Annotated in this window: 22 protein-coding genes; 4 read left to right on the forward strand and 18 right to left on the reverse strand. The window is 69.0% G+C overall.

Annotated features, from left to right (window positions below):
- The first annotated feature begins 59 nt into the window (after positions 1 to 59).
- Complete coding sequence (locus tag JFC09_RS08535; RefSeq protein ID WP_198393607.1) at positions 60 to 902, forward strand: MetQ/NlpA family ABC transporter substrate-binding protein; 843 nt, start codon at positions 60 to 62, stop codon at positions 900 to 902.
- Positions 903 to 1,130: 228 nt separating this feature from the next.
- On the opposite strand, the gene JFC09_RS08540 is transcribed toward JFC09_RS08535, so the two are convergent.
- The 8 genes from JFC09_RS08540 to infC all read right to left on the reverse strand — a co-directional run bounded on the left by JFC09_RS08540 (position 1,131) and on the right by infC (position 10,335).
- Positions 1,131 to 3,200, reverse strand: coding sequence for an ABC1 kinase family protein (locus tag JFC09_RS08540; RefSeq protein WP_198393608.1), 2,070 nt, complete (start codon positions 3,198 to 3,200; stop codon positions 1,131 to 1,133).
- Between the two features lie 58 nt (positions 3,201 to 3,258).
- Positions 3,259 to 4,152 carry an SDR family oxidoreductase gene (locus JFC09_RS08545; RefSeq protein WP_198393609.1) on the reverse strand — a complete coding sequence of 298 codons (894 nt, stop codon included), beginning with the start codon at positions 4,150 to 4,152 and terminating at the stop codon, positions 3,259 to 3,261.
- Positions 4,149 to 6,683: a phenylalanine--tRNA ligase subunit beta gene (pheT, locus tag JFC09_RS08550; protein ID WP_198393610.1), complete on the reverse strand. Its 2,535-nt coding sequence runs from the start codon at positions 6,681 to 6,683 to the stop codon at positions 4,149 to 4,151. The genes JFC09_RS08545 and pheT overlap by 4 nt, the downstream gene beginning before the upstream one ends.
- On the reverse strand, positions 6,683 to 7,747 hold the full coding sequence (pheS, locus tag JFC09_RS08555; protein ID WP_198393611.1) for a phenylalanine--tRNA ligase subunit alpha: 1,065 nt from the start codon (positions 7,745 to 7,747) through the stop codon (positions 6,683 to 6,685). The genes pheT and pheS overlap by 1 nt, the downstream gene beginning before the upstream one ends.
- Before the next feature lie 90 nt (positions 7,748 to 7,837).
- Positions 7,838 to 8,752: a TrmH family RNA methyltransferase gene (locus tag JFC09_RS08560; RefSeq protein WP_198393612.1), complete on the reverse strand. Its 915-nt coding sequence runs from the start codon at positions 8,750 to 8,752 to the stop codon at positions 7,838 to 7,840.
- Between the two features lie 127 nt (positions 8,753 to 8,879).
- Positions 8,880 to 9,269 (reverse strand): 50S ribosomal protein L20, encoded by a 390-nt coding sequence (rplT, locus tag JFC09_RS08565; RefSeq protein ID WP_087008317.1) that lies wholly within the window; start codon positions 9,267 to 9,269, stop codon positions 8,880 to 8,882.
- 106 nt (positions 9,270 to 9,375) lie between these two features.
- Positions 9,376 to 9,573 (reverse strand): 50S ribosomal protein L35, encoded by a 198-nt coding sequence (gene rpmI, locus JFC09_RS08570; RefSeq protein ID WP_087008466.1) that lies wholly within the window; start codon positions 9,571 to 9,573, stop codon positions 9,376 to 9,378.
- A gap of 42 nt (positions 9,574 to 9,615) precedes the next feature.
- Complete coding sequence (infC, locus tag JFC09_RS08575) at positions 9,616 to 10,335, reverse strand: translation initiation factor IF-3 (protein ID WP_232483405.1); 720 nt, start codon at positions 10,333 to 10,335, stop codon at positions 9,616 to 9,618.
- Positions 10,336 to 10,543: 208 nt separating this feature from the next.
- On the opposite strand from infC, the gene JFC09_RS08580 reads away from it, so the two are divergent.
- Positions 10,544 to 10,984, forward strand: a complete 441-nt coding sequence (locus tag JFC09_RS08580) for a DUF1844 domain-containing protein (protein ID WP_198393613.1) — start codon at positions 10,544 to 10,546, stop codon at positions 10,982 to 10,984.
- A 255-nt stretch (positions 10,985 to 11,239) separates the two neighbouring features.
- Here JFC09_RS08580 and JFC09_RS08585 read toward each other — a convergent pair whose 3' ends face one another.
- Genes JFC09_RS08585 through JFC09_RS08615 form a run of 7 tightly spaced genes read right to left on the reverse strand, consistent with a single transcriptional unit; the run spans position 11,240 to position 16,207 of the window.
- Positions 11,240 to 12,058 carry an SseB family protein gene (locus JFC09_RS08585; RefSeq protein ID WP_198393614.1) on the reverse strand — a complete coding sequence of 273 codons (819 nt, stop codon included), beginning with the start codon at positions 12,056 to 12,058 and terminating at the stop codon, positions 11,240 to 11,242.
- A 1-nt stretch (position 12,059) separates the two neighbouring features.
- Positions 12,060 to 12,803: a bifunctional 1-(5-phosphoribosyl)-5-((5-phosphoribosylamino)methylideneamino)imidazole-4-carboxamide isomerase/phosphoribosylanthranilate isomerase PriA gene (gene priA, locus JFC09_RS08590; protein ID WP_198393615.1), complete on the reverse strand. Its 744-nt coding sequence runs from the start codon at positions 12,801 to 12,803 to the stop codon at positions 12,060 to 12,062.
- Entirely contained in the window at positions 12,800 to 13,453 is a 654-nt protein-coding gene (gene hisH, locus JFC09_RS08595; protein WP_198393616.1) for an imidazole glycerol phosphate synthase subunit HisH, read from the reverse strand. Before hisH ends, priA begins: the two co-directional genes overlap by 4 nt.
- A complete protein-coding gene (locus JFC09_RS08600; protein WP_198393617.1) occupies positions 13,450 to 14,052 on the reverse strand; it encodes a hypothetical protein in 603 nt (200 codons plus the stop codon). Before JFC09_RS08600 ends, hisH begins: the two co-directional genes overlap by 4 nt.
- Positions 14,049 to 14,651: an imidazoleglycerol-phosphate dehydratase HisB gene (hisB, locus tag JFC09_RS08605; protein ID WP_198393618.1), complete on the reverse strand. Its 603-nt coding sequence runs from the start codon at positions 14,649 to 14,651 to the stop codon at positions 14,049 to 14,051. Before hisB ends, JFC09_RS08600 begins: the two co-directional genes overlap by 4 nt.
- Positions 14,648 to 15,802: a histidinol-phosphate transaminase gene (locus JFC09_RS08610; protein ID WP_198393619.1), complete on the reverse strand. Its 1,155-nt coding sequence runs from the start codon at positions 15,800 to 15,802 to the stop codon at positions 14,648 to 14,650. The genes hisB and JFC09_RS08610 overlap by 4 nt, the downstream gene beginning before the upstream one ends.
- A gap of 9 nt (positions 15,803 to 15,811) precedes the next feature.
- A complete protein-coding gene (locus JFC09_RS08615) occupies positions 15,812 to 16,207 on the reverse strand; it encodes a LysM peptidoglycan-binding domain-containing protein (protein ID WP_198393620.1) in 396 nt (131 codons plus the stop codon).
- Between the two features lie 256 nt (positions 16,208 to 16,463).
- Here JFC09_RS08615 and lexA point away from each other — a divergent pair, with 256 nt between their 5' ends.
- Positions 16,464 to 17,216, forward strand: a complete 753-nt coding sequence (gene lexA, locus JFC09_RS08620; protein WP_198393621.1) for a transcriptional repressor LexA — start codon at positions 16,464 to 16,466, stop codon at positions 17,214 to 17,216.
- A gap of 67 nt (positions 17,217 to 17,283) precedes the next feature.
- On the opposite strand, the gene JFC09_RS08625 is transcribed toward lexA, so the two are convergent.
- Together JFC09_RS08625 and hflX are read right to left on the reverse strand one after the other, a co-directional pair.
- The gene (locus JFC09_RS08625; RefSeq protein WP_332839709.1) at positions 17,284 to 19,278 is read right to left on the reverse strand and encodes an ATP-dependent DNA helicase; all 1,995 of its coding nucleotides are present in this window, start codon (positions 19,276 to 19,278) and stop codon (positions 17,284 to 17,286) included.
- Positions 19,275 to 20,849, reverse strand: coding sequence for a GTPase HflX (gene hflX, locus JFC09_RS08630; protein ID WP_198393622.1), 1,575 nt, complete (start codon positions 20,847 to 20,849; stop codon positions 19,275 to 19,277). Before hflX ends, JFC09_RS08625 begins: the two co-directional genes overlap by 4 nt.
- A gap of 55 nt (positions 20,850 to 20,904) precedes the next feature.
- On the opposite strand from hflX, the gene JFC09_RS08635 reads away from it, so the two are divergent.
- Positions 20,905 to 21,522: a class I SAM-dependent methyltransferase gene (locus tag JFC09_RS08635; RefSeq protein ID WP_198393623.1), complete on the forward strand. Its 618-nt coding sequence runs from the start codon at positions 20,905 to 20,907 to the stop codon at positions 21,520 to 21,522.
- A gap of 48 nt (positions 21,523 to 21,570) precedes the next feature.
- Here JFC09_RS08635 and dapF read toward each other — a convergent pair whose 3' ends face one another.
- Positions 21,571 to 22,509 (reverse strand): diaminopimelate epimerase, encoded by a 939-nt coding sequence (gene dapF, locus JFC09_RS08640; protein ID WP_332839710.1) that lies wholly within the window; start codon positions 22,507 to 22,509, stop codon positions 21,571 to 21,573.
- Positions 22,510 to 22,516: the final 7 nt, after the last annotated feature.

Genomic DNA, 22,516 nt, shown 5'->3' on the forward strand with positions numbered 1-22,516 from the left:
CGCGCTGCACACACATCACGACCCACCAGTACCAGGTACACACCTGACGAAGGAGAACAATGCGCAAGACCCTCACACTCGCAGCTGCAGTCGCAGCCACCGCCCTCACGCTGAGCGCGTGCGGTGCGGGAGGCGGCGAGGACCAGGCGGTCGGTGCCGAGAGCGACGGTGTCACGACGCTGACCGTCGGCGTCTCACCCGTTCCGCACGGCGACATCCTCACGTTCGTCGACGAGAACCTCGCCGAAGACGCCGGGCTGGACCTCGAGATCACGGAGTACACGGACTACACCGCCCCAAACAAGGCGCTCGTCGACGGCGACCTCGACGCCAACTACTTCCAGCACCTCCCGTACTACGAGTCGGAGGTCGAGGGGCAGGGCTACGAGCTCGCTCACTTCGACGGGGTCCACATCGAACCGTTCGCCCTCTTCTCCGAGAAGGTCGACTCCGTCGAGGACCTGCCGGACGGGGCGACAATCGGTATCAACAACGATCCGTCGAACCAGGGCCGCGCGCTCGACCTGCTCGCCCAGGCGGGCGTCATCGGTCTCAACGACGGTGTCGACGCAGTGTCCGCGACGATCCACGACGTCGCGGACAACCCGAAGAACCTCGAGTTCGTCGAGGCGGACGCCGCACAGCTGGCGCGTACCTTGGCGGATGTCGACGCGTCGGTCATCAACGGGAACAACGCACTCGAAGCCGGACTGTCCCCCACGGAGGACGGCATCCTCGTCGAGGACGGCGAGGGCAATCCGTACGCGAACTTCCTGGCGGTGCGCGCGGGTGATGAGTCGAACGAGGCGATCGTGAAGCTCGACGAACTGCTGCACTCCGACGAGGTCAAGCAGTACATCGAGGACACCTGGTCCGACGGAGCGGTCCTGCCGGCCTTCTGACCCGAGGACACTCAGCTCAACGGGGGGCCCGGAGCTGCCGCGCGGAATCGCGTGCAGCCCCGGGCCCTTCCCCTTCTCCCACCGCGCCGCGGCCCGTCAACCACTCAAGACTGCATACGGGAATGCAGCCGTTTCGGGTTGCATAACGGCCGGCGTGGGTGGCGGGCTCTGGCATGCGAAGAAGCATGCGGCGCGCGCGGCGGTCTCGGGCGTGCGGGTGCGTCGCGGCTAGGCCGAGCTGAGCTGGAAGTCCGCCCGCCTGTCCCGCAGCGCCGGTGCGAGGACGATGGCGGCGAGCACCATGCCTCCCAGCAGCAGCCAGGCGCCGAAGTACGTGAAGATCGTGAGCCCCGCAGCCAGCTGCGGTCCGAAGTCGAACGCCATCATGATGACCCCGGCAAGCACGAGTGCCGTTGCGAGGACCACCTGCACGAGTTGGTCGACCACGGTGCGGACCAGGTTGCGGATGAGGTCGATGTTGAGCCCGCTGGTCCCGATGTCCAGCGTGCCGTCCTGCAGGTGCTTGACGACACGGGACAGCTCCACGGGGAAGTTCGCGACGACCGGTGCCGTCGCACTCGTGTACAGCATCGCATCCTGGGCGCTGCCCCGCAGACTGCGGGTATCGGCCAGCAGATCCCTCCCGTGCAGCCGCACGAGCCCCAGCAGGTCCGCGGACGGGTCGAGCCTGCGGAGGCTGTCCTCGAGAGTCGTGATCGCACGGAATGCCTGGGCGACGGCCGACGGCATCGTGAACCCGTGCGACAGGATGAAGGCGAGCAGTTCGCGGAAGAAGCCGGATGCCGCACCGCCGGCCCCGTTCGCAGCGTGGTCCGCACCGTTCGGCCTGCCGCCCGCGGTCCCCGCAGCAGCGGAGGCCACGCCCCCGTCGTACTTCAGCATGATCTGCCCGATCTCCCGCTGCACGTGTCGCAGGTCCATGCCGACCGGCATCCCGAAGAGGTCGATGACCGCATTCGTGGCCGCGAGGGAATTCTGCCGTTCGAAGGCCAGCAGCAGCTGGAGGACGTCACGGCGGTCGCGGGAGTCCAGCCGCCCCACAGCGCCGAAGTCGATGAGTCCCACGCGCGCCGCGTCGGACACCATGATGTTGCCGGCATGCAGGTCCGAGTGGAAGACACCGGACTGGAGCATCTGCCGAGCGACGACCACGAACAGGTGCTCCGCCATCTCCGTGCGGGCGATCGTCGACAGACCGCTCAGCACGTCCTCCCCCCGGGTCAGCGGCCTGCCGGGCATCCGCTCCATGACGATGACCTGTCGACCCGACAGGCCGACGAACACGTCGGGGATGCTCACGAGCGAGTCCGGCTGGGCCCGCAGGTCCTCCCGCATCGCGACGGTCTGTCGGATCTCACCGCGGTAGTCGAGCTCCTCCGCGAGGGAATCGAGGAAACCCCTTACGATCGCGGTCAGTCCGATCGTGCGGGCCCATGACGCGGTCTTCTCGAACCGCTCCGCGAGCATCATGATGATGTCCGAGTCCGCCCGCACCTGCCGACGCAGGTTGGGGCGCTGCACCTTGATGACGACCTCTTCACCCGTCTGCAGCACGGCCCGGTGGACCTGCGCGACGGAGGCGGCTGCCAGCGGCTTCTCGTCGAACTCCCGGCACACGTCTTCGATCGTGCGGCCCCAGTGCCTCTCCAGCTCCGGCCGGATCTCTGCGAAGGGGACGGCCGGTGCCTCTGACTGCAGTGCGGAGAACTCCTCGACGAACTCGGCAGGGATCATGTCCGCCCGTGTCGCGACGAACTGTCCGAGCTTCACGAAGGTGACGCCTGCGGCGGCGAGGGCCTGCGCGGTGGTCTGCGCGACCTCCCGCATGGACACTCTCAGACTGGGGATGCGGGGGCGCAGGTACCGGCGCAGACCGTAGCGGATGACGAGGTTCTGGATCTCCCCAGCCCGCCGCACTCTGCGGTACCAGGTCGGAAGGCGCGAGGCGGTCCGGGCGGCCTGGGAGAAGGAGCCGGACGGCAGGACGAGTTCGATCGCCAGCATGACATAGAGCTGGATCGCGACGAACCAGGCGAAGACCAGCAGGAACACCATGACGGCGGGGAAGCTCATCCCCAGGAAGGGGACGTCTCCCCGCTGGACGATCTCCAGCATCGAGAACGCCTGGAGGGAGGCCGGCCAGATCGACAGTCCCATGACGAGCGAGACGATCGTGTTCCTGAGGGCACCCGTGCCGACCGTGATGAGCCGGCGCACGAACACGCCGACGATGATGGCGTTGACGAGGCCCAGGACTATCGTCCAGAAGACGTCCACGGGGCTCCCTTCCTCCGATACGGTGCGGCTGCGGGTGTGGTCGCAGTGCGGGGCAACGCTACTGCATGCGCATGGAGAGCGTGCGCAGGCCGTCGCCGAGGTCCCCCGCCGTCAGCGTTCCGGCTGCGGCTTCGAGGGACGCCGGGGTGTCGATCCCAGCGCGCACGTAGCGGCCGGTCCAGGCGTCGAGGCGGCCGGAGGCCAGCCCGACGGCGAGGGCTGCCACCGCCTGCGGATCGGTCCAGTCGGACCCCACGCGATGGTCGTGCATCGGCATCGACTTCGTCATGTCCGATTCGACGACGCCGGGGGCCATCTCGAACACGCGCAGACCCCGGTCGTGCCCGTAGTCGACGAGGGACTGCGCCAAGCGGAACAGCCCGGCCTTCGACGCGGAGTACGCGGCGTGTGACGGCGTGCCCTGCGCTCCCGAACCGGAGTTCAGGTCGATGATCCGCACGGGTGCGCCGGTGGATTCCGCGGTCGCGAACAGCTGTGGGAGCAGCGCGTGGACGACGCGGAAGACGCCGGTCAGGTTCGTCTCGATGACGGCGGCCATGTCGTCGGCATCCGCCTCCCACACGGGTCCCTCGCTCGCCTCGACCATGCCGGCGTTGTTGACGAGTGTCCGCAGGGGTGTGCTCCAGTCAGCGGCGACGCGAGCCGCCGCGTCCGCGAATGCCGCGACGGACGCGGGATCGGTGACGTCGAGTGCGGCACCGATTACCCGGGGGCGCTCCGTGGCGGGGCCCGCGGTCTCCACCGACGACCTGGCCACCGCCTCGGCCGCCGATTCCGCATCCGCTGCGGACCGGGCGGTGAGGAGGACGGGGTGTCCTGCTGCTGCGAAGCCCGTCGCGAGCGCCCTGCCGATCCCGCGCGAGCCGCCCGTGATGACGGCGAGCCCCGCCGCAGGATCGATCGGCGAGGCCGACGTGGTGGGCTCCGTCATGACCGGACCTCCGCTCCGTGCTGTGCGGCTGCCGCGTCCGTCGCCTTCTGGCGGAGCGCGGACGCCTCATCCGCGGTGAGAGTGCGGTCCGCTGCGCGGAACGTCATGCGCAGCGCCACCGACTTGCGCCCTTCTGGAACCTGGTCGCCGGTGTAGACGTCGAACACCTCCAGCGCCTCCAGCTCCTCACCGGCAGCGGCACGGAGCGTGGCCGTGAGCGTGCCGGCCGGCAGCTGGGCGTCGACGACGAGTGCGACGTCCTGCCGGGAGACGGGATACGTCGACAGCGCACCGTCCCAGTCCCGCGTGTCCGGCTGGGCGAGCAGCGCGTCGAGGTCGACCTCGAAGGCGACGGTCCGAGCCGGGAGCCCGAGGTTCTCGCAGACCTTCGGGTGGAGTTCGCCGGCGAAGCCGAACACGGCTCCGTCCGCGCAGAGGAGCCGTGCGCATCGGCCCGGGTGCCAGGGGGCGCGGGCCGCGGACTCCGCCCGGATCGACTGCCCGTTCGCCACCGCGATCCTGTGGACCAGGTCGATCGCGTCGTGCGCGTCCGCCCGCCGACCGTCACCCAGCACGCCCGGCAGCTCGATGTGCCCCGCCATGACGCCGGCGATGTGGAACGGCTGCGCCGGCACGGACCGCAGCACCGCCGCCAGCTCGTCGGCAGTGGGATGGTGTCCCGGTGCGAACCGGGGGCCCGGACCGTCCGTCGGCCGACCGCCCTCCGTCACCAGACCCGCTTCGAAGACCGCGACGTCCTTGAAGCCGCGACCGGTGTTCCGCACGACCGCGTCCAGGAGTGTCGCGAGAAGGTTCGACCGCATGAGCGGCCTGTCCTCGCCCAGAGGGTTCGCGAGCCGCACCATCGTCCGGCGCTCGTCGTCCTGCGGGAGGAGCAGCTCGTCCGCCCGGTTCTGCGACGTGAACGGGTACGTCAGCACCTCGCTGAGGCCGCGGGCCGCCAGCAGATTCGACACGCGGCGGCGGGCCCGCTGCGCCGCGGTGAGGCCGGAACCACCGGGCGCCTGGGGTTCGACGGACGGGATCCGGTCGTATCCCCCGGCCCGCACCACCTCCTCGACGAGGTCCACTGGGGTGAGCAGGTCGGGTCGCCACGTGGGGACCGTCACCCGCAGGACGGTGCCTGAGTCCTGTGTGCCGGCAACGGCCTCGGCGTACGTGCCGACGGCTGCGAGCAGCGCCACCACCTCGTCCGCCGCATACGCGACGCCCACACGGGACGTCGGCAGGTCCGCGGGCATCTCAAGGACGCGCGGCGTCGGAGCAGTCCCCGCTTCGGTCGCGTCCGCGCTGAGCGTGCCTCCTGCCAGTTCGACCATGAGGTCGGCTGCCCGGCGCGCGGCAGCGGGACCCAGCGCGGGGTCCACTCCCCGCTCGAACCGCTTGGCTGCTTCACTGGGCAACCGGTGCCTGCGGGCGGTCCGTGCGATCGAGACCTGATCGAAGTGCGCCGCCTCGATGACGACGTCCCGCGTCGTATCCGTCACCTCGAGCGCCGCCGAGCCCATCACCCCGGCGAGGCCGATGATGCGGGAACCGTCTTCGCCCGTGCCCGCATCCGTGATGAGGAGGTCCTCCGGGTCGAGCTTCCGTGTCACGTCGTCGAGCGTCACGAGCTGCTCGCCCGCCCGCGCGCGCCGCACGGTGATGGGACCGGCGAGCTTCTGCGCGTCGTAGGCGTGCAGCGGTTGTCCCAGCTCGAGCATGACGTAGTTCGTGATGTCCACGGTGAGGCTGATGGGCCGCATGCCCGCCTCGAGCAGCCGGCGCGCCATCCAGAACGGCGTCGTCGCCGACGGATCGATCCCCGTGACGGTGAGCGCGGTGAAGCGCGAGCAGCCCGGCACGTCGTGGATCGGCGCGGAGTCCGCGAGGACCACGGGGAAGCCCGAGGCGTTCGGGACGTCCGTGTCGATGTCCGCGGGGTCTGCGAAGTCCTGACTCTTGAGCATCGCGAATTCGCGGGCGATCCCCCGCATGCTCAGCTGGTAGCCGCGGTCCGGGGTGACATTCACGTCGAGAGTGACCCGGTCGAGTCCGAGGAGCGGGATCGCGTCCTCCCCGGGCGCCCCCTCCAGCCCCAGGTCGGACAGGACGATGATGCCGTCGTGGTCGTCGCCCAGGCCCAGTTCGCGTGACGAGCAGATCATGCCGTCGGACACGTGCCCGTATGTCTTGCGCGCAGCGATGGCGAACCCGCCCGGCAGCACCGCGCCCGGCAGAGCCGTCACGACGAGGTCGCCGGGACCGAAGTTGTGCGCACCGCAAACGATGCCACGGGGGTCGGACTCTCCCACATCGACGGTGCACCAGTTGATGGTCTTGCCGTTGGAGTGCTCCTCGGGCTCCGCCGTGACGACACGGCCCACCACGAGCGGGCCCGTGACGTCGGGCCCGATGTACTCCTCCTCCTCCAGCCCGATCCCCGCGAACTCCGCAGCGAGGACGTGCGCGTCGTCGACGACGGAGAGATCGACGTACTCGGACAGCCATTCGAGTGGGACGCGCATCAGGCGTTCACCCCGAAACGTGCGGAGAAGCGGAGGTCGCCCTCGACCATGTCGTGCATGTCGTTGATGCCTTCCCTGAGCATCAGCGTCCGCTCGATGCCCATTCCGAATGCGAATCCCTGGTACTCGTCGGGGTCGATCCCGGCTGCGCGCAGCACGTTGGGGTGGACCATGCCGCAGCCGCCCCATTCGATCCAGCCCGCGCCCCCCACCTTCTGCGGGAACCAGAAGTCCATCTCCGCGCTGGGCTCCGTGAACGGGAAGAACGATGGACGGAGGCGCGTGCGGGAATCAGGCCCGAACATCGCGCGCGCGAACGCGTCGAGGGTGCCTTGAAGGTGGGCCATCGTGAGTCCCTTGTCGATCGCGATGCCCTCCACCTGGTGGAACACGGGGGTGTGGGTCGCGTCGAGCTCGTCGGTGCGGAACACCTTGCCGGGGCAGACGACGTAGAGGGGGACACCGCGCTCCAGCAGGCTCCGGGACTGCACGGGAGAGGTGTGCGTCCGCAGCACCAGTCCCGCTTCAGGGGGATCCACGAAGAACGTGTCCTGCATCTGGCGCGCCGGATGGTCCGGGCCGAAGTTGAGGGAGTCGAAGTTCAGCCACTCCGCTTCCATCTCCGGGCCTTCCGCCACCTCCCAGCCGTGTCCCACGAAATGGTCCGCGATCTGCTCCTGCAGGAGCTGGAGCGGGTGGCGCGCACCCTGTGCCGAGCGTGCCGACGGCAGCGTCACGTCGATGGACTCCGCGACGAGCACCTCCGCCTCGCGCTTCGCCTCGAGCTCACCCTGACGTTCCGCGAGCGCACGGTTCACACGCCCGCGCGACTGGCCCACGAGCTTGCCGGCGGCAGCCTTATCCGCCTTGTCGAGCCCGCCGATCCCACGGTTCGCGAGCGCCAGGGGCGACCGGTCGCCCGTATGCGCGATCTTCGCGAGCTTGAGCTCCTCGAGATCACCGGCTGCGGCGAAGGCCTGGAGCGCTGCGTCGACGGCCGCGGACACGGCCTCGTCGTCGCGGGGATCAATGGGGGTCGGATCGACGGCACTGGGCTCGGACATCGTCCTTCTCTCGTGGATGGGTCTGGGACAAGGGGCACTCGAAGCGCCGTGGAACAGTCTAGCCCCGGCGCAGACGCCGACATCGGCGCGTCACGAATGCATGCTTCGAGCGGATTCGTAGATGCAGATGCTCGCCGCAGAGGCGAGGTTGAGGCTCTCCGCCCGCCCATACAGAGGAATCGCCACGGCCGCATCGCATTCCGAGCGGTCCGCCTCCGGCAGACCCCACGCCTCATTGCCGAAGACCCACGCCGTGCGCCGGGACAGGTCGAGTCCGGTATCCCACGGGACGTGGAGGTCGTGTGCCGGCGGGTGGGCGTCCGCAGCGAGCACCTGCAGACCGCGTGCTCGTGCAAGCTCCGTCACCTCGGGCAGCCCCACGCCCGTGACGACGGGGATGTGGAAGAGCGACCCCACTGTCGACCGCACCGTCTTCGGGTTGTAGACGTCGACGCTGGAGGAGGTCACCACGACGGCGTCCGCGCCGGCGGCGTCCGCCACACGGAGGACCGTCCCGGCATTGCCGGGATCGCGCACCTGGGAGAGCACGACGAGCAGCCGGGCCTCACGCGTGACCACATCGGTGAGGGACACGTCGAGGTGCTCCACGACAGCGACGATGCCCTGGGAGGCTACGGTGTCCGTCACCACGGACAGCACCTCGGCGGTCGCCTGCCGGACGCGCAGACCCGCTTCACCGGCGGTTTCGATGACATCCGGATGCCGGTCCGCGGCCTCGGCGGTCGCCCACACGTCGAGCACCGCGCCGCGGGGCGCAGGCCGGGCGGAGACGTCCTCCTCACCAGCCCGGGGCGGAATGGTGACGGCGGACGGCCGCAGGTCGCCGTGGCGCATCAGCGCTTCACGGACCGCCTGAGGACCCTCGGCGACGAAGCGACGGGACTTCGTCCTCCAGGACCGCTTCGCGAGCTTGCCCGCCTCGCGGATCCGCGGAGAATCGGGGCGGGTGATGACCGGGCCGGTGAGGCGGGGGTGACAATCCATACTGGAAGCCTACCCACGCGGCCGCGTGCGGACCGCCAGGGACCGCAGACGACGACAGCGGGGTCGGGGACCCGTGAGGATCACCACAACCCCGCTGTCGCAGGCTCCTCAGGACGAGGAGAGCGGCTCAGGCCGCGGAAGTCTTCGGTGCGTTGACATCCGAGGGGAGCGCGTCCTTCGCGACCTTGACGAGCGTCGCGAACGTCGCCTGGTCGTTGACGGCCAGCTCGGCCAGCATACGACGATCGACCTCGACGCCTGCGGCCTTCAGACCCTGGATGAAGCGGTTGTAGGTCATCCCGTTCGCACGGGCACCGGCATTGATGCGCTGGATCCAGAGACGACGGAAGTCGCCCTTGCGAGCGCGACGGTCCCGGTAGCTGTAGACCAGCGAATGGATGACCTGTTCCTTGGCCTTCCGGTACAGGCGCGAACGCTGCCCCCGGTAGCCGCTCGCCCGGTCAAGGATGACCCGGCGCTTCTTCTTGGCGTTGAGCGCCCTCTTCACACGTGCCACGTGTACTCCTTGTGAATATCACCCACTGCGGTGGCAGTGGGGCCGCACGTCCCGCGGTGCCGTCGAACGGTCCGGGGCGCGCAGTGCTGTCTGCGGTGTCAGGAACTCAGCGCTTGCCGAGGAGCTTGAGGCCCTTGGCCCGGTCGCCCTTCGTCAGCACCTGGTCCATAGAGATCCGACGCTTGCGGCGCGAGGACTTGTGCTCAGCGAGGTGACGCTTGTTGACGCCCTCCCGCATGACCTTGCCGCTGCCGGTGAGGCGCAGACGCTTCTTGGCGCCGCTGTGGGTCTTCTGCTTCGGCATGGTGCCGTTCTCCTTCACATCTCGTCGTAGAGCTTCGGTGGGTCAGGAATCCGCCGCGGGGGCGTCCCCCGCCTGGGCCTCAGCCTTCGCCTGTGCTTCGCGGTCGCGGCGGGACTTGACCTCCGCCTGCGATCCCCTCGATCCGGCGGACGCATTGCGCGATTCCGCCTTCGCGTCGGCCTTGGACTTCGTCGGTGCGATGACCATGACCATGTTGCGCCCGTCCACGCGGGGCGAGGACTCGACTGTTCCGAGCTCGGACACGTCTTCAGCCAGCCGGTTGAGGAGTCTGACGCCCATCTCCGGCCGCGACTGCTCACGCCCGCGGAACATGATCATGACCTTGACCTTGTCCCCGCCCGTGAGGAACCGCGTGACGTGTCCCTTCTTGGTCTCGTAGTCGTGTTCGTCGATCTTGAGCCGGAAGCGGATCTCCTTGAGGGCCGTGTTGGCCTGGTTCTTCCGTGCTTCACGCGCCTTCTGAGCGGACTCGTACTTGAACTTGCCGTAGTCCATGAGTTTGGCGACAGGAGGCTTCGCCTGCGGCGCGACCTCGACGAGATCGAGGTCCGCTTCACGGGCGAGATCAAGGGCCTTTCGCATTGCGACGATGCCCACCTGCTCCCCATTCGGTCCGACGAGGCGGACTTCCGGGACTCTGATCCTGTCGTTGATACGCGGCTCGCTGATGTGCTGCTCCTTCTCGACTGAAAACGACCTTCCGGCAACCGGGAATGCAAAAGGCCCCGACTGCCGATGCAGAGAGGGCCTTGGATACACCACAGAAAACGGTCGGCAGGCTGCCGCAGTTACTGCGCAGCGCGACGATAGAGTCGCGCTGAGAGGTACCCGATCGCCATGAGCGATCCAGGTGGGAGCCCGAAGCCCCGCTTTGCACGCATCCCACGATACTCCACTTCCCTGCGGAGTGCACATCGACCGACCGGGCGCGTGTGCGAGACTTGGGCTCATGACCCAGTCGCATTCTTTCAGCTTCGACGCGTCCTCAGACGCCGCCCCCTCCTCCGACACCCCCGTCGCCCCCGGCGAGGCCCCGCTCGTGGATGACGCCGCACAGCAAGCGGTCCGCGACATCGCGGAGGTGCCCGCCGTCGAAGTGATCTCGACCGCCGCAGTGCATCTCATGAGTGCCTCCGCCGTGAAGCTCGGCCTCAGCGAGGACACCGACACGGAGCGGGCGGAGGACCTCGTGGACCTCGACGAGGCCCGCAAGCTCATCACCGCCCTCGCCGGACTCGTGACGGCCGGCGCCACGGAGATCGGCGATCATCACGCCCGCCCCCTGCGCGATGGCCTGCGCACCCTGCAGCTGGCCTTCCGCGAAGCCTCCTCCATCCCCGACGCGCCGGGGAAGGGCCCCGGGGAGAAGTACACCGGCCCCGTGCGCTGAGCCGCCCCCACCAGGGGCGGACGCCCGGCCTCTGCTCGGGCACCCGGGAGGTGTGGGCCGCAGAGTTCGTGTCGACTTCCTTGAGTGGGCCCGCCGCCCGGCAGTAGACTCGTGGCAGGCGGACCCGCTACAGCTCTCAGCGTCCCCTTCCCACGTGCGGTGCCCGCACCGTGCACAGACGCTGAGGAAAGGACCGAGGCCCGGAGCAGATGCTCCGGGCCTCGGTTTCGTCTCGTCCGCCATGTGGTGGCGCGCTCACTGCTCCACGAAGCTGAGTGTGAGCGAATCGACCTGCTCGGCGATCACCGCGTTCTCTGCGAGCGCACGCTGGAAGTCGGACCGCTGTGCGTCCGCGGCCGTCTGTGCTGTCCTCACCTCGACACGGATCTCCGGCCCCGCGGCCTGCACGGCAGCGGTGGCCGGCCCCATCCCCACTCCCCCGATCCAGGGGAACCCGCTCGCTGCGGCGTGCAGTGCGGAGGCGACCGTCGCGTCGGCCCACGCGGGCATCCACGGTTTCCGCTGGAGGAAGGCCCAGAGCGCAGGCCTCCGCAGCAGGAACGTGTGCGGGGTCCCGGGGTCGATCACGACGAGTTGGGCGCCCTCCTCCACTGCTGCAGCGCCCAGCCGCTCGGCCTCGATGGGGACCGGACGCGCTTCCGGATGCCACGCGGTGAGGGACGGGATGTCGGAGAACGCAGGCGTTGCCTCGCGTCCGTCACCGGACCGCAGGCGGACCATCGCCATCTCCGACGAGTTGTCGTGCATGAGTCCGCGCTCGTCCACCGACTGCTCGAGCACCGCCGGCAGGATGGGAGCGAACAGGCGCTTCTCCGCAAGTGCGGACACGACCGACCGGTGCAGCTGCGGATCGAGGGGGTCCACCGTCACGGCGCGCAGGGCGCCGAGCAGCACCGGGTCTGCTTCGCCGGTGTCACCGGCGAACGACGACGTGTGGAGCTCCCGCCCGCCCCACGGCACCCCCGCCGAATCGGCGGGGCCGCCCAGCGCCGCGCGCAGGTGCTCGGGGATCTCGGGTCTCCTCGCTGGCCCCTCCCCCGTCGGCCCCGTCATGTCATCGTCCGGCGACGTCGAGGGCTTCGGTCAGCGTGAATCGGCCCGCGTAGAGCGCCTTGCCGACGATCGCTGAATCGACTCCTGCCGGTACGAGCTCACGGATGGCGGCGATGTCGTCGAGGTTGGAGATGCCGCCCGACGCGACGATCGGGCGGTCCGTCCGCGCGGCGAGATCCGCCAGCAGTTCCGTGTTGGGCCCCTTGAGGGTGCCGTCCTTCGTCACGTCGGTGACGACGTAGCGCGTGCAGCCCGCCGCCTCGAGCTGGTCGAATACCTCATAGAGGTCACCCCCTTCGCGGGTCCACCCGCGTGCAGCGAGGGTACGGCCCCGCACGTCGAGGCCGACCGCGATCTTGTCACCGTAGTGAGCGATCACCTCTGCGGTCCATTCCGGATCCTCGAGTGCGGCGGTTCCGATGTTCACCCGCTCTGCCCCGGTGTCCAGCGCACGCTCCAGGCTCTCCGTGTCGCGGATACCGCCGGACAGCTCCACCTTGATGGACAGTGACTTCGTCACCTTCCGCAGGAGGTCGTAGTTCGAGCCGCGACCGAATGCCGCGTCGAGGTCGACGAGGTGGATCCATTCGGCACCCTGCGACTCGAAGGAGCCCGCGGCTTCGAGCGGCGAACCGTAGACGGTCTCCGTGCCGGCCGCGCCTTGCACCAGTCTCACGGCCTGGCCGTCTGCGACGTCCACCGCCGGCAGCAGTGTGAGTGAGGGGGTCTCCACGAGCGGGGTCATTGCTGTTCCTCCGAGATCAGATGGTCATGTGGTCGAGTAGTCAGGGTACGCACCCAGTTCGTGAGCAGTGCGCGCCCCGCGTCCCCGGACTTCTCCGGGTGGAACTGGGTGGCGCAGGTGGCACCGTCCTCGACGGCGGCCACGAAGGGCACACCGTGCACGGCAGTCGTGGTGAGTGCGTGGTCGGGGCCGCTCAGCGCGGCGAAGGAGTGGACGAAGTAGAAGTACTCCTCGCGGAGTCCGTCGAACAGTCGGGACTCCGCCGGTGCGCGCACACGAGACCAGCCCATGTGCGGGACGACGGGGGCGTCGAGGCGAGCCACTTCGCCGGGCCACAGCCCGACCCCGTCCGCGTGCGCACCGTGTTCCGTGCCGAGGGAGAAGAGGACCTGAAGGCCGACGCAGATGCCCAGAGTCGGCTGACCGGCCGCGTGCCGTCGGCGCACCAGATCGACGCCGCCCACCGCTGCCAGCCCTTCCATGACCGATGCGAAGGCTCCGACACCGGGGACGACGAGCCCGTCGGCCTCAGCGATCGACGAGTGGTCCGCAGTGAGGGCCACTCGTGCCCCGGTGCGCTCGAGCGCCCTCACTGCGGAGTGGAGGTTTCCCGACCCGTAGTCGAGCACCGCCACTGTGGCCGTCGTCATGGGGCCGCCGCGGGGCTGAGCAGACGGCGGACCCTCAGGAGCGCGGCGACGAGCACTGCCGCGCCGAACACTGCGATCACCCAGCCGAGCGCGGATCCGCCCGCCCCCTGGAACACCCCGAAGCCGACGACCACCAGTGCGAGCACTGCGACGACCAGCCAGAGGAGCGCAGTGCGTGCCAGCGCCGCTCTCTGCGGTGTCATGGCCGCTCGGGACGCGTCCATCTTCGACATCGTCGATGTGTCGATCCAGCCGTCGATCTCACGAGGATCCGCGGTCTCCAGCAGAAGCTTCTCCAGCTCGTCGGGAAGGTTGGACAGCGCGAGCCCCGCGGGGACGTCCGCTTCGCGCTCTCCCCCGCGATAGTGAGCTGCGTCGATCTGCTCCTCGCTGCGCACCATGAGCAGGACCTCGTGCTTGCCGGTGAGCTTCGAGATGGCCGCAGCCGCCCTGTTGCCGGCTGCGATGTCCGTGCCGTTCTGCACGATCGCGGAGAAGTCGCCGAGCGGGACGACGTCGCCCGGGACCTCGGAGAGCACACAGGCAGCCGCCAGCTGATCCGGTCGCCCGAACGGGGTGACGATGATCGTCCGGCTCACAGGGCCCCCTTCGTCGAGGGGACGCCGTGCGCGCGCGGGTCCGGTTCGACCGCTGTGCGCAGTGCGCGCGCGAATGCCTTGAACTGGGCTTCGGCGATGTGGTGCGCGTCGCGGCCCGCAAGGAGCCGGAGGTGCACAGTGAGGCCCGCCTGGAAAGCGAGCGATTCGATCGCGTGGCCCGTCATCGATCCGGTGAAGTGACCGCCGATGAGGTGGTACCTCTGCGCCTCCGACTCCCCTTCGTGGACGAAGTAGGGGCGTCCTGACACATCGACGACCGCTTGGGCGAGGGCTTCGTCGAGCGGGACGGATGCGTCGCCGTAGCGCCGGATGCCGGCCTTGTCCCCGAGCGCGTCGCGGAGTGCCCATCCGAGGGTGATGGCCGTGTCCTCGACGGTGTGATGGACGTCGATGTGCACGTCTCCCTGCGCTCGGACCTGCAGGTCGATGAGCGAGTGCTTCGACAGCGCGGTGAGCATGTGATCGTAGAACGGGACGCCGGTGTCGATCGTCGAAGTGCCGGTGCCGTCGAGGTCGAGCGTCACGGAGACGTCGGACTCGCTCGTCGTCCGCTGTGCGCTTGCGGTGCGCTGCGTCACTGCGAGCTCCTTCCAAGGGTTTCGGGGTGGTTGGCCAGGATGTCTTCGACCGCTGTGAGGAAAGCGGACGTCTCTGCTTCCGTCCCGGCGTTGACACGCAGGGACCCGCTGATGCCGACGTCGCGCACCAGCACACCGCGGTCGACCAGTCGCTGCCAGAGGAGACCCGGGTCGGCGATGTTCCTGAACAGCACGAAGTTCGCGTCGGACCCGACGACGTCGAACCCGCAACGGCGCAGAGCATCGACCATGCGGTCCCGTTGACGCGACAGTTCGTCGACACGTGCGAGCAGCGAGTCCGGGTGCTCCAGCGCCGCATCCGCCGCGGCTTGCGTGAGCGCCGAGAGATGGTAGGGCATGCGGACGAGTCGCAGTCCGTCCACGAACGCGGGATCGGCCGCGGCGTAGCCGAGGCGCGCACCGGCGAAGGCGAAGGCCTTGCTCATCGTGCGTGACACGACGAGTCGGGGGCGGCCTCCGAGCAGGCGGAGAGAGGTGCGGAACCCATCTCCGGCGAACTCCGCATATGCCTCGTCCACGATGACGATGCCGTCCGTCGCGTCGTAGATCGCTTCGACGACACTGAGCGGGGTGCTGTTGCCCGTGGGGTTGTTGGGAGTGCACACGAACACGATGTCCGGACTGTGTGCGCGGACGGCGGCGACGGCGGCGTCCGCGGTGATCGCGAACCCGTCGCCGCGCGGCTCCTCGATCCAGTCGGCCCCCGTCGAACGGGTGATGAGGGGGTGCATCGAATAGCTCGGGCCGAAGCCCAGGACCCGCCTTCCGGGACCGCCGTATGCCTGCAGGATGTGGAACAGCACTTCGTTCGACCCGTTCGCCGCCCAGATCATCTCCGGATCGATCGTGGGGTCGGAATCGACCGTGCCTTCCGGGCGCTCGCGGCCGAGGACGTTCCCAAGGTACCGCGCGAGAAGGGTCCGCAACGACGTGAACTCGCGATCGGGGTACCGATTGAGGGACGCGGCGACGCCGGAGATCCGCTCCTCAACGGCCGCGACGACGTCAGCTGGTACGTCGAACGCGTTCTCGTTGACGTTGAGCCTGACCGGCACATCGATGATCGGCGCGCCGTACGGTGAGCGTCCGCGCAGGTCGTCCCGCAGCGGAAGAGAGCCAAGTGAAGTCACGCATGGAGTTTACCGCGCGGGCAGGTCCAGCCTCTGACCGGGGTGGACCACGTTCGTCGTCATGCCGTTGAGCGTCCGCACCTCATCCAGCACGACGCGAGGATCGCGATCGTACGAATGGTCGGACACCACCGACCAGAGGCTGTCCCCTTCGTCCACGATCACGGTGACGATACCGGTCGCGGAAGTGTCTTCATCCGCAGCGGCCGTGGGCGACCACACCGCGGCGACCACGCCGATGAGGACGGCGACGACGACGACCCCCAGGAGGACTGTGCGGGCGAGCCGGCCGCGCCGGGTCATTCCCGGGCGACGGGTCGGTTCGACGTCGTGGGCACGACGGGCACCCCCCGTTTCGACCGCAGCCGCGGGTCCTGCCGTGCGGGTGAGCATCGATGCGCTCATGTCGCCACCTCCAGGGAGATTCCGGGCCGGCGAGGGCCGGCGCGAAGAGTTTCGAACACTTGTACTATTGAACACAGCGTTCGAAGATTTGTCCAGCCCCGTTCGAACGGATATGCGATGATGGGAATCGAACGTCAGTGGTGCAGTCATGTGGATGAGTCGATCACGAGGCACGGACACAACTCTGCGGCACCGCGTTCGGGCAGGTGAGAAGCGAAGGTAGGCGGCAGCCGTCAGGCAAGGGGAGGGAACGCCGATGACTCCGGAACAGCAGCGTCGCAGGGGGCGTCCGCGCAAGAGCGGGCTCGACGAGGAGATCGAAGTGGTGCGCAGAGCGCAGAGCGAGGAGGTGGAGCTGCCAGGGGGTTCCGCCGCGGACGGGGACACCCGCCTCACGCAGCGGCAGCGACTGGTCCTCGAGACCATCGAACGCGCGGTGTACGTCAACGGCTATCCCCCGAGCATGCGGGAGATCGGCAAGGCGGTGGGGCTCGCGTCGCTGTCGTCCGTCGCACATCAGCTTGCTCAGCTGGAGAGGCTCGGGTATCTGCGTCGGGATCCGAAGCGTCCCCGCGCGATCGAAGTGGTCACCCCGCCGGAAGAGGTGCGGAAGGGGATCGATCCCTCCCCGAACACGGCGATGGTGCCCGTGGTCGGGAGGATCGCGGCGGGCGGTCCGATCCTGGCGGAGCAGGATGTCGACGACGTCTTCGCGCTCCCCCGCCAGGTGGTCGGCTCCGGTGAGCTGTTCCTCCTCAACGTCGTGGGCGACTCCATGCAGGACGCCGCGATCTGCGACGGCGACTACGTGGTGGTGCGTCGGCAGCCCGATGCGGAGAACGGACAGATCGTCGCCGCGCTCCTGGACGAAGAAGCGACGGTCAAGACGCTCAAGCGCACCGGCGGCAAGCAGTGGCTCCTGCCCCAGAACCGCTTCTACGACCCGATCGACGGGGACTTCGCGACGATCATGGGTGTGGTCGTCGCGGTGATCCGCCGGGTGGAGTGACCTTCTCGGTGGTCGGCGACCTCACAACGTGGTGAGACCGCCGGTCATGGAGTCTGCCTGAGAAGGGTCAGGTGTCCGTCTCACGCAGACGTTCGAGGGCCCCGCGCACCAGCGCGGGGTCCTCTGTCTTCCACATGGGCGGCAGGGACGCGAGGAGGAAGCCTCCGTACCGCGCGTTGCGGAGGCGCTCGTCGAGCACCGCGACGACACCCCGGTCTGCGGTCGACCGGACGAGGCGGCCTGCTCCCTGTGCCAGCAGGAGAGCCGCATGCGTCGCGCTCACGGACATGAAGCCGTTCGCCCCCACGCGCTGCGCCGACTCCGTCCGCGCTCGCACGAGCGGGTCGTCAGGCCGGGGGAACGGGATGCGGTCGATCACCACGAGACGACATGTCCGGCCGGGGACGTCGACTCCCTGCCACAGTGACAGCGTGCCGAAGAGGCAGGCCTCGTCGTCCGCGGAGAACTGCGAGACGAGTGATCCCAGGCCGTCCTCACCCTGAACGAGAACGGGGAGATGCGTGCGCCTCCGCATCTCCTCCGCCGCACGCACCGCGCCGGCCCGCGATGAGAAGAGGCACAGTGCGCCCCCACCGGACGCGCGGAGGAGTGTCTCGAGCTCGTCCAGGGATTCTTCACTGGCGCCGTTGCGGCCTGGTCGGGGCAGATGGGATGCGACGTACAGGATCCCCTGCCGGGCGTAGTCGAAGGGCGAGCCCACATCGATCGCGTCGTACCGCGGTGCTTCCGGCCCTGCGAGCCCCAACGCGCCCGCGACGGACTCGAAGCGGCCGCCGAGTGCCAGGGTGGCGGACGTGGCCACGACCGTGGACTTCTCGAAGATGCCGGAACGCATCGTCCCTGCCACCGACAGCGGTGCGACGACGAGTGAGGTGGTAGTCCGTTCCCGGAACGTGGATCGCGAGACCCACGCCACGTCGTTGTCGGCATCGTCCGTCAGACGTGTTGCGACGTCGAACACCTCGAGCATCCGCGCCCGCGCAAGCTGCCGCCCCGCGTCGGGTTCCCCGTCGGAACCGCTGGTCCCGGACCCCAGGTCCGCGATGAGCTGGCGTGAGGCGTCCCGCACCTGTGTCACGGCAGTGGCGAGCGCTTCCGGCCATCGCTCGATGAGTCCGTCGGCAGCGCCTTCGACAGCCTTGGTGAAAGCGGCACCGGCGGTCTCGAGGAGTCCGATCACACCGTCCTGCACGACGCCCGTCCGGCGCACGGAGCTGACCGCGTGGTCGATCATCGCGGACGTGAGACTGCCGGACAGTGCGTTGGTGACGCGGTCACGGAGTTCGTGCGCCTCGTCGATGATGACAGCGGAGTGCTCGGGCAGCACCGCATGGTCCCCGAACGCGTCGATCGCGAGGAGTGCGTGGTTCGTGACGACGAGGTCCGCGCCTCCCGCTCGGATCTTGGCCATCTCCGCGAAGCATTCCTCGAAGGCGGGGCACTTCGATCCCAGGCAGTCGAACGCGTTCACGGACACCTGAGTCCATGCTCGGTCCGAGACTCCGGGCACCAGATCGTCCCGGTCTCCGGTCTCCGTAGTGCGGACCCAGCTCCTGATCCTCGTGATCTCCTCCCCGAGCGCGGTCGGGGAGCCGCCCGCGCGGTCGGCCGGACCTCGCGATGCGGCTTCGTCCGCACCGAAGTCGAACAGCATGCCCGCGCCGTCCTCGGGGAACCCACCGTCCAGCTTGTAGCGGCACACGTAGTTCCTGCGCCCCTTGAGCACTGCGAAGGAGGGCTTGCGCGGGAGTTCCTCCTTGACGGACCTGACCAGGCGCGGGAGGTCGCGGTCGACGATCTGCGCCTGCAGCGCGAGTGTCGCCGTGGACACGATCACCCGATCCCCGGTCCGCGTGGCGTGGTCGAGGGCGGGGACGAGGTACGCGAGCGACTTCCCTGTGCCGGTCCCCGCCTGGACGAGGAGGTGGCTCCCCCGGTCCAGCGAGCTCGCGACGGCCTCCGCCATCGTCGTCTGGCCCTCACGTTCGCTTCCGCCCACAGCACTGACCGCGGAGGCGAGGAGGGTCTGGACCTCGTTCACTCCCTGTCGTCCCGGGTCGCGTCCGGATCGCGGTCGCCCCCGGCGTCGGCCGCCGGCTCCGTCCCCGCATACATGTCAGGCTGCACGAAAGGGGCGAGTTCCGCGGCGAGGGCATCGTCCACACGCGCCTGGAGAAGTGTGCCGTCTTCGAGGAAGCGCTCGTCGAGCACCGTTCCGCGGTCATGCACGCGACTCGCCAGCTCGCCCCGATCGAACGGGATGAGCACCGTCAGCTCGTGGGCCATGACCGGGAGCATGCTCGCGATCCGTTCCCGCAGCGCCTCCAGCCCCGCCCCGGTGTGAGCGGATACTGCGATCGATCCCGGGTGCTCCACAAGGAGCGAGGACAGCGTCGTGGGGTCGGTGGCGTCCGACTTGTTGAAGACGACCAGCTCCGGCAGATGTGCGGCGGAGGCATCGGCCAGCACCTCACGCACCGCGGAGATCTGACCGCCCGGGTCCGAATGCGACGCGTCGACGACGTGCACGATGAGATCCGCACCGGCAGCCTCCTCGAGCGTCGACCTGAATGCCTCGACCAGCTGGTGCGGGAGGTCCCGCACGAATCCCACGGTGTCTGTGAGGGTGTAGACCCGCCCTTCAGCGGTCTCTGCGCGGCGCACCGTCGGGTCCAATGTCGCGAACAGCTGGTTCTGGACCATCACACCGGCGTCGGTGAGCCGATTGAGGAGCGAAGACTTCCCCGCGTTGGTGTAGCCGACGATCGCGGCCGACGGAACGGCATTGCGCGCGCGGTCGGCCCTCTTCGTGATGCGGGCCGGCTCCATCGCACGGATCTGCTTGCGCAGCTTCGCCATGCGCGTCCGGATCCGCCGACGATCGAGTTCGATCTTCGTCTCGCCCGGCCCCCGCGAGCCGATGCCCTCGCCCCCCGCGACACGGCCACCGGCCTGACGCGACATCGACTCGCCCCAGCCTCGCAGGCGTGGCAGCAGGTATTCGAGCTGGGCCAGTTCGACCTGGGCCTTGCCCTCACGGGACTTCGCATGCTGCGCGAAGATGTCGAGGATGAGCACGACCCGGTCGATGACCTTCACCTTGACGACGTCCTCGAGTCCTCGCCGCTGGCTGGGCGGCAGCTCCGTGTCGATGATGACGGTGTCGGCACCGACCGCTTCCACGATCTCCTTCAGCTCCCGTGCCTTGCCGCTGCCAAGGTACGTCCGGGGATCGGGTTTGTCGCGCTTCTGCATCACTCCGTCGAGGACGGTCGATCCTGCGGTCTCCGCGAGCGCGGCGAGCTCGCGGAGACTCATCTCCGCTTCCGTGGATCGTCCGGACTCGTAGAGGCCTGCGAGGACCACCTGCTCGAGCCGCAGCTGGCGGTACTCGACCTCCGTGACGTCCTCGAGTTCCGTCGAGAGTCCGCCCACCCGGCGGAGGGCGGACCGATCGAGCACATCGAGCTGCGACGCCTCCTCGTGCGACACACCGCCCGCGTCCAACGCCGAGGCCCGACCGAGGATGCGGTCGATCGCGCCGTCCCGATCATCGGAGGGCCCGGACTCGGTCGGATTCGTGGGAGTGGTCTCGTCGTCGCTCTGCGTCATGTACTGCCTCTCTGCGGATGGATGCCCATTCTCCCACAGCACCTAGACTCCTCCCATGGCCGATCACTACTTCACTGCGGCACCGGCGAGTGCCGCAGAGCAGCGGGAGCTCATCGTGCAGGTGGGTGGCCGGGACGTCGCAGTCGTCACGGCCTCCGGAGTGTTCTCCCCCGACCATGTCGACACGGGGACACGAGTCCTCCTGGACCACGTTCCAGACCCGTCGCCGGGAGAGTTCCTCGACCTCGGCTGCGGATGGGGCCCCATCGTCCTCGATGCCGGCATCCGGGGTGCGGCTGCCGGCACCGACCTGCGCCTCTGGGCGGTCGACGTGAATGAGCGAGCACGCAGCCTGACTGCTGCCAATGCCGTTGCACTGGGGCTCGGCAGCGTGCACGCTGTGGAGCCGGGCGCAGTCCCGTCCGACGTCCGCTTCTCCACGATCTGGTCGAACCCGCCGATCAGGGTCGGCAAGGCCGTCCTCCACGACATGCTCTCGACCTGGCTGCCGCGACTCGCGCACGGGGGCAGCGCCTACCTGGTCGTGGCGAAGAAGCTGGGGGCGGATTCGCTGCTGAAGTGGCTCATCGAAGAGGGCGGCGACGAGTTCCCGGCCCGCCGCGTCGCCAACGCCAAGGGCTTCCGCGTCCTGCGGGTCGACCGCTCTGCCTGAGCATCGACCGCTCGACGCGATGGGCCGCCACCGTGCGGTCGGCGCGCCTCAGCCGGTGATGTCGAGTTCCAGGAGGGCCACCTCCGCAACGAGGACGGCCGGCCCGGACAGGAACACCCGCTCCGATTCGATCTCGACCCGCACAGCGCCACCAGGCTGGTCCACCGTCCAGTCGACCGGCCCGTCCGACCCGGCCCAGAATCGGGCCGCCAGCGCGGCGGCACACGCTCCTGTCCCACAGGCCATCGTCTCGCCCACACCGCGCTCGTGGACCCGCATGCGCAGTCGCCCCGTGCGGGGATCGGCATCTCCGTCGGCATCGACGACGATGTACTCGACGTTCGTCCCGTCCTCGGGAACCGGGTCCACGGCGGGTGCCGTCGCCAGCTCCGCACTGATGAGCTCATCGAGCGAGGGCAGCGCGACGACCGTGTGCGGGTTCCCCATGTCGACGCTCACCGCAGGCCGGTCGACGTCGACGCCCCGCGTGGAGACCACGGAGTCCGCTCCCCGATCGGAGTCGTCGGCACTCAGCAGCGGCAGGTTCCACCGCCCCATGTCGACGCGGTACCAGGGAGCCTGCCCCCCGGCGGGGTCCGCGACCATCGTCACGGTCTTCACCCCTCCCCGCGTGCCGACGAGGATCGGCCGTGCGGGATCCACACGACCACGGCGGACCAGGTAATGGGCGAAGACGCGTACGCCGTTGCCGCACATCTCCGCGACCGACCCGTCCGCATTGCGGTAGTCCATGAACCACTCCGCGCCCGCGGCGACTGCGGTATCCGCGTGCGTGGCGCTCTGGTCGCCGTCGACGAGCGCTGTGGAGCGCGCGACCCGGATCAGTCCGTCCGCACCCAACCCGCGACGCCTGTCGGTGAGGCGCCGCACCGTTTCCGCGTCGAGCCTGCCCCCGGCGTCCGGATCGTCGAGGATGACGAAATCGTTGGCTGTCCCGTGTCCCTTGGTCACCTTCACTGTGCTCACGCGCGCA

This window comes from Brevibacterium yomogidense (genome assembly GCF_016107685.1).
Classification (GTDB): Bacteria; Actinomycetota; Actinomycetes; order Actinomycetales; family Brevibacteriaceae; genus Brevibacterium; species Brevibacterium yomogidense.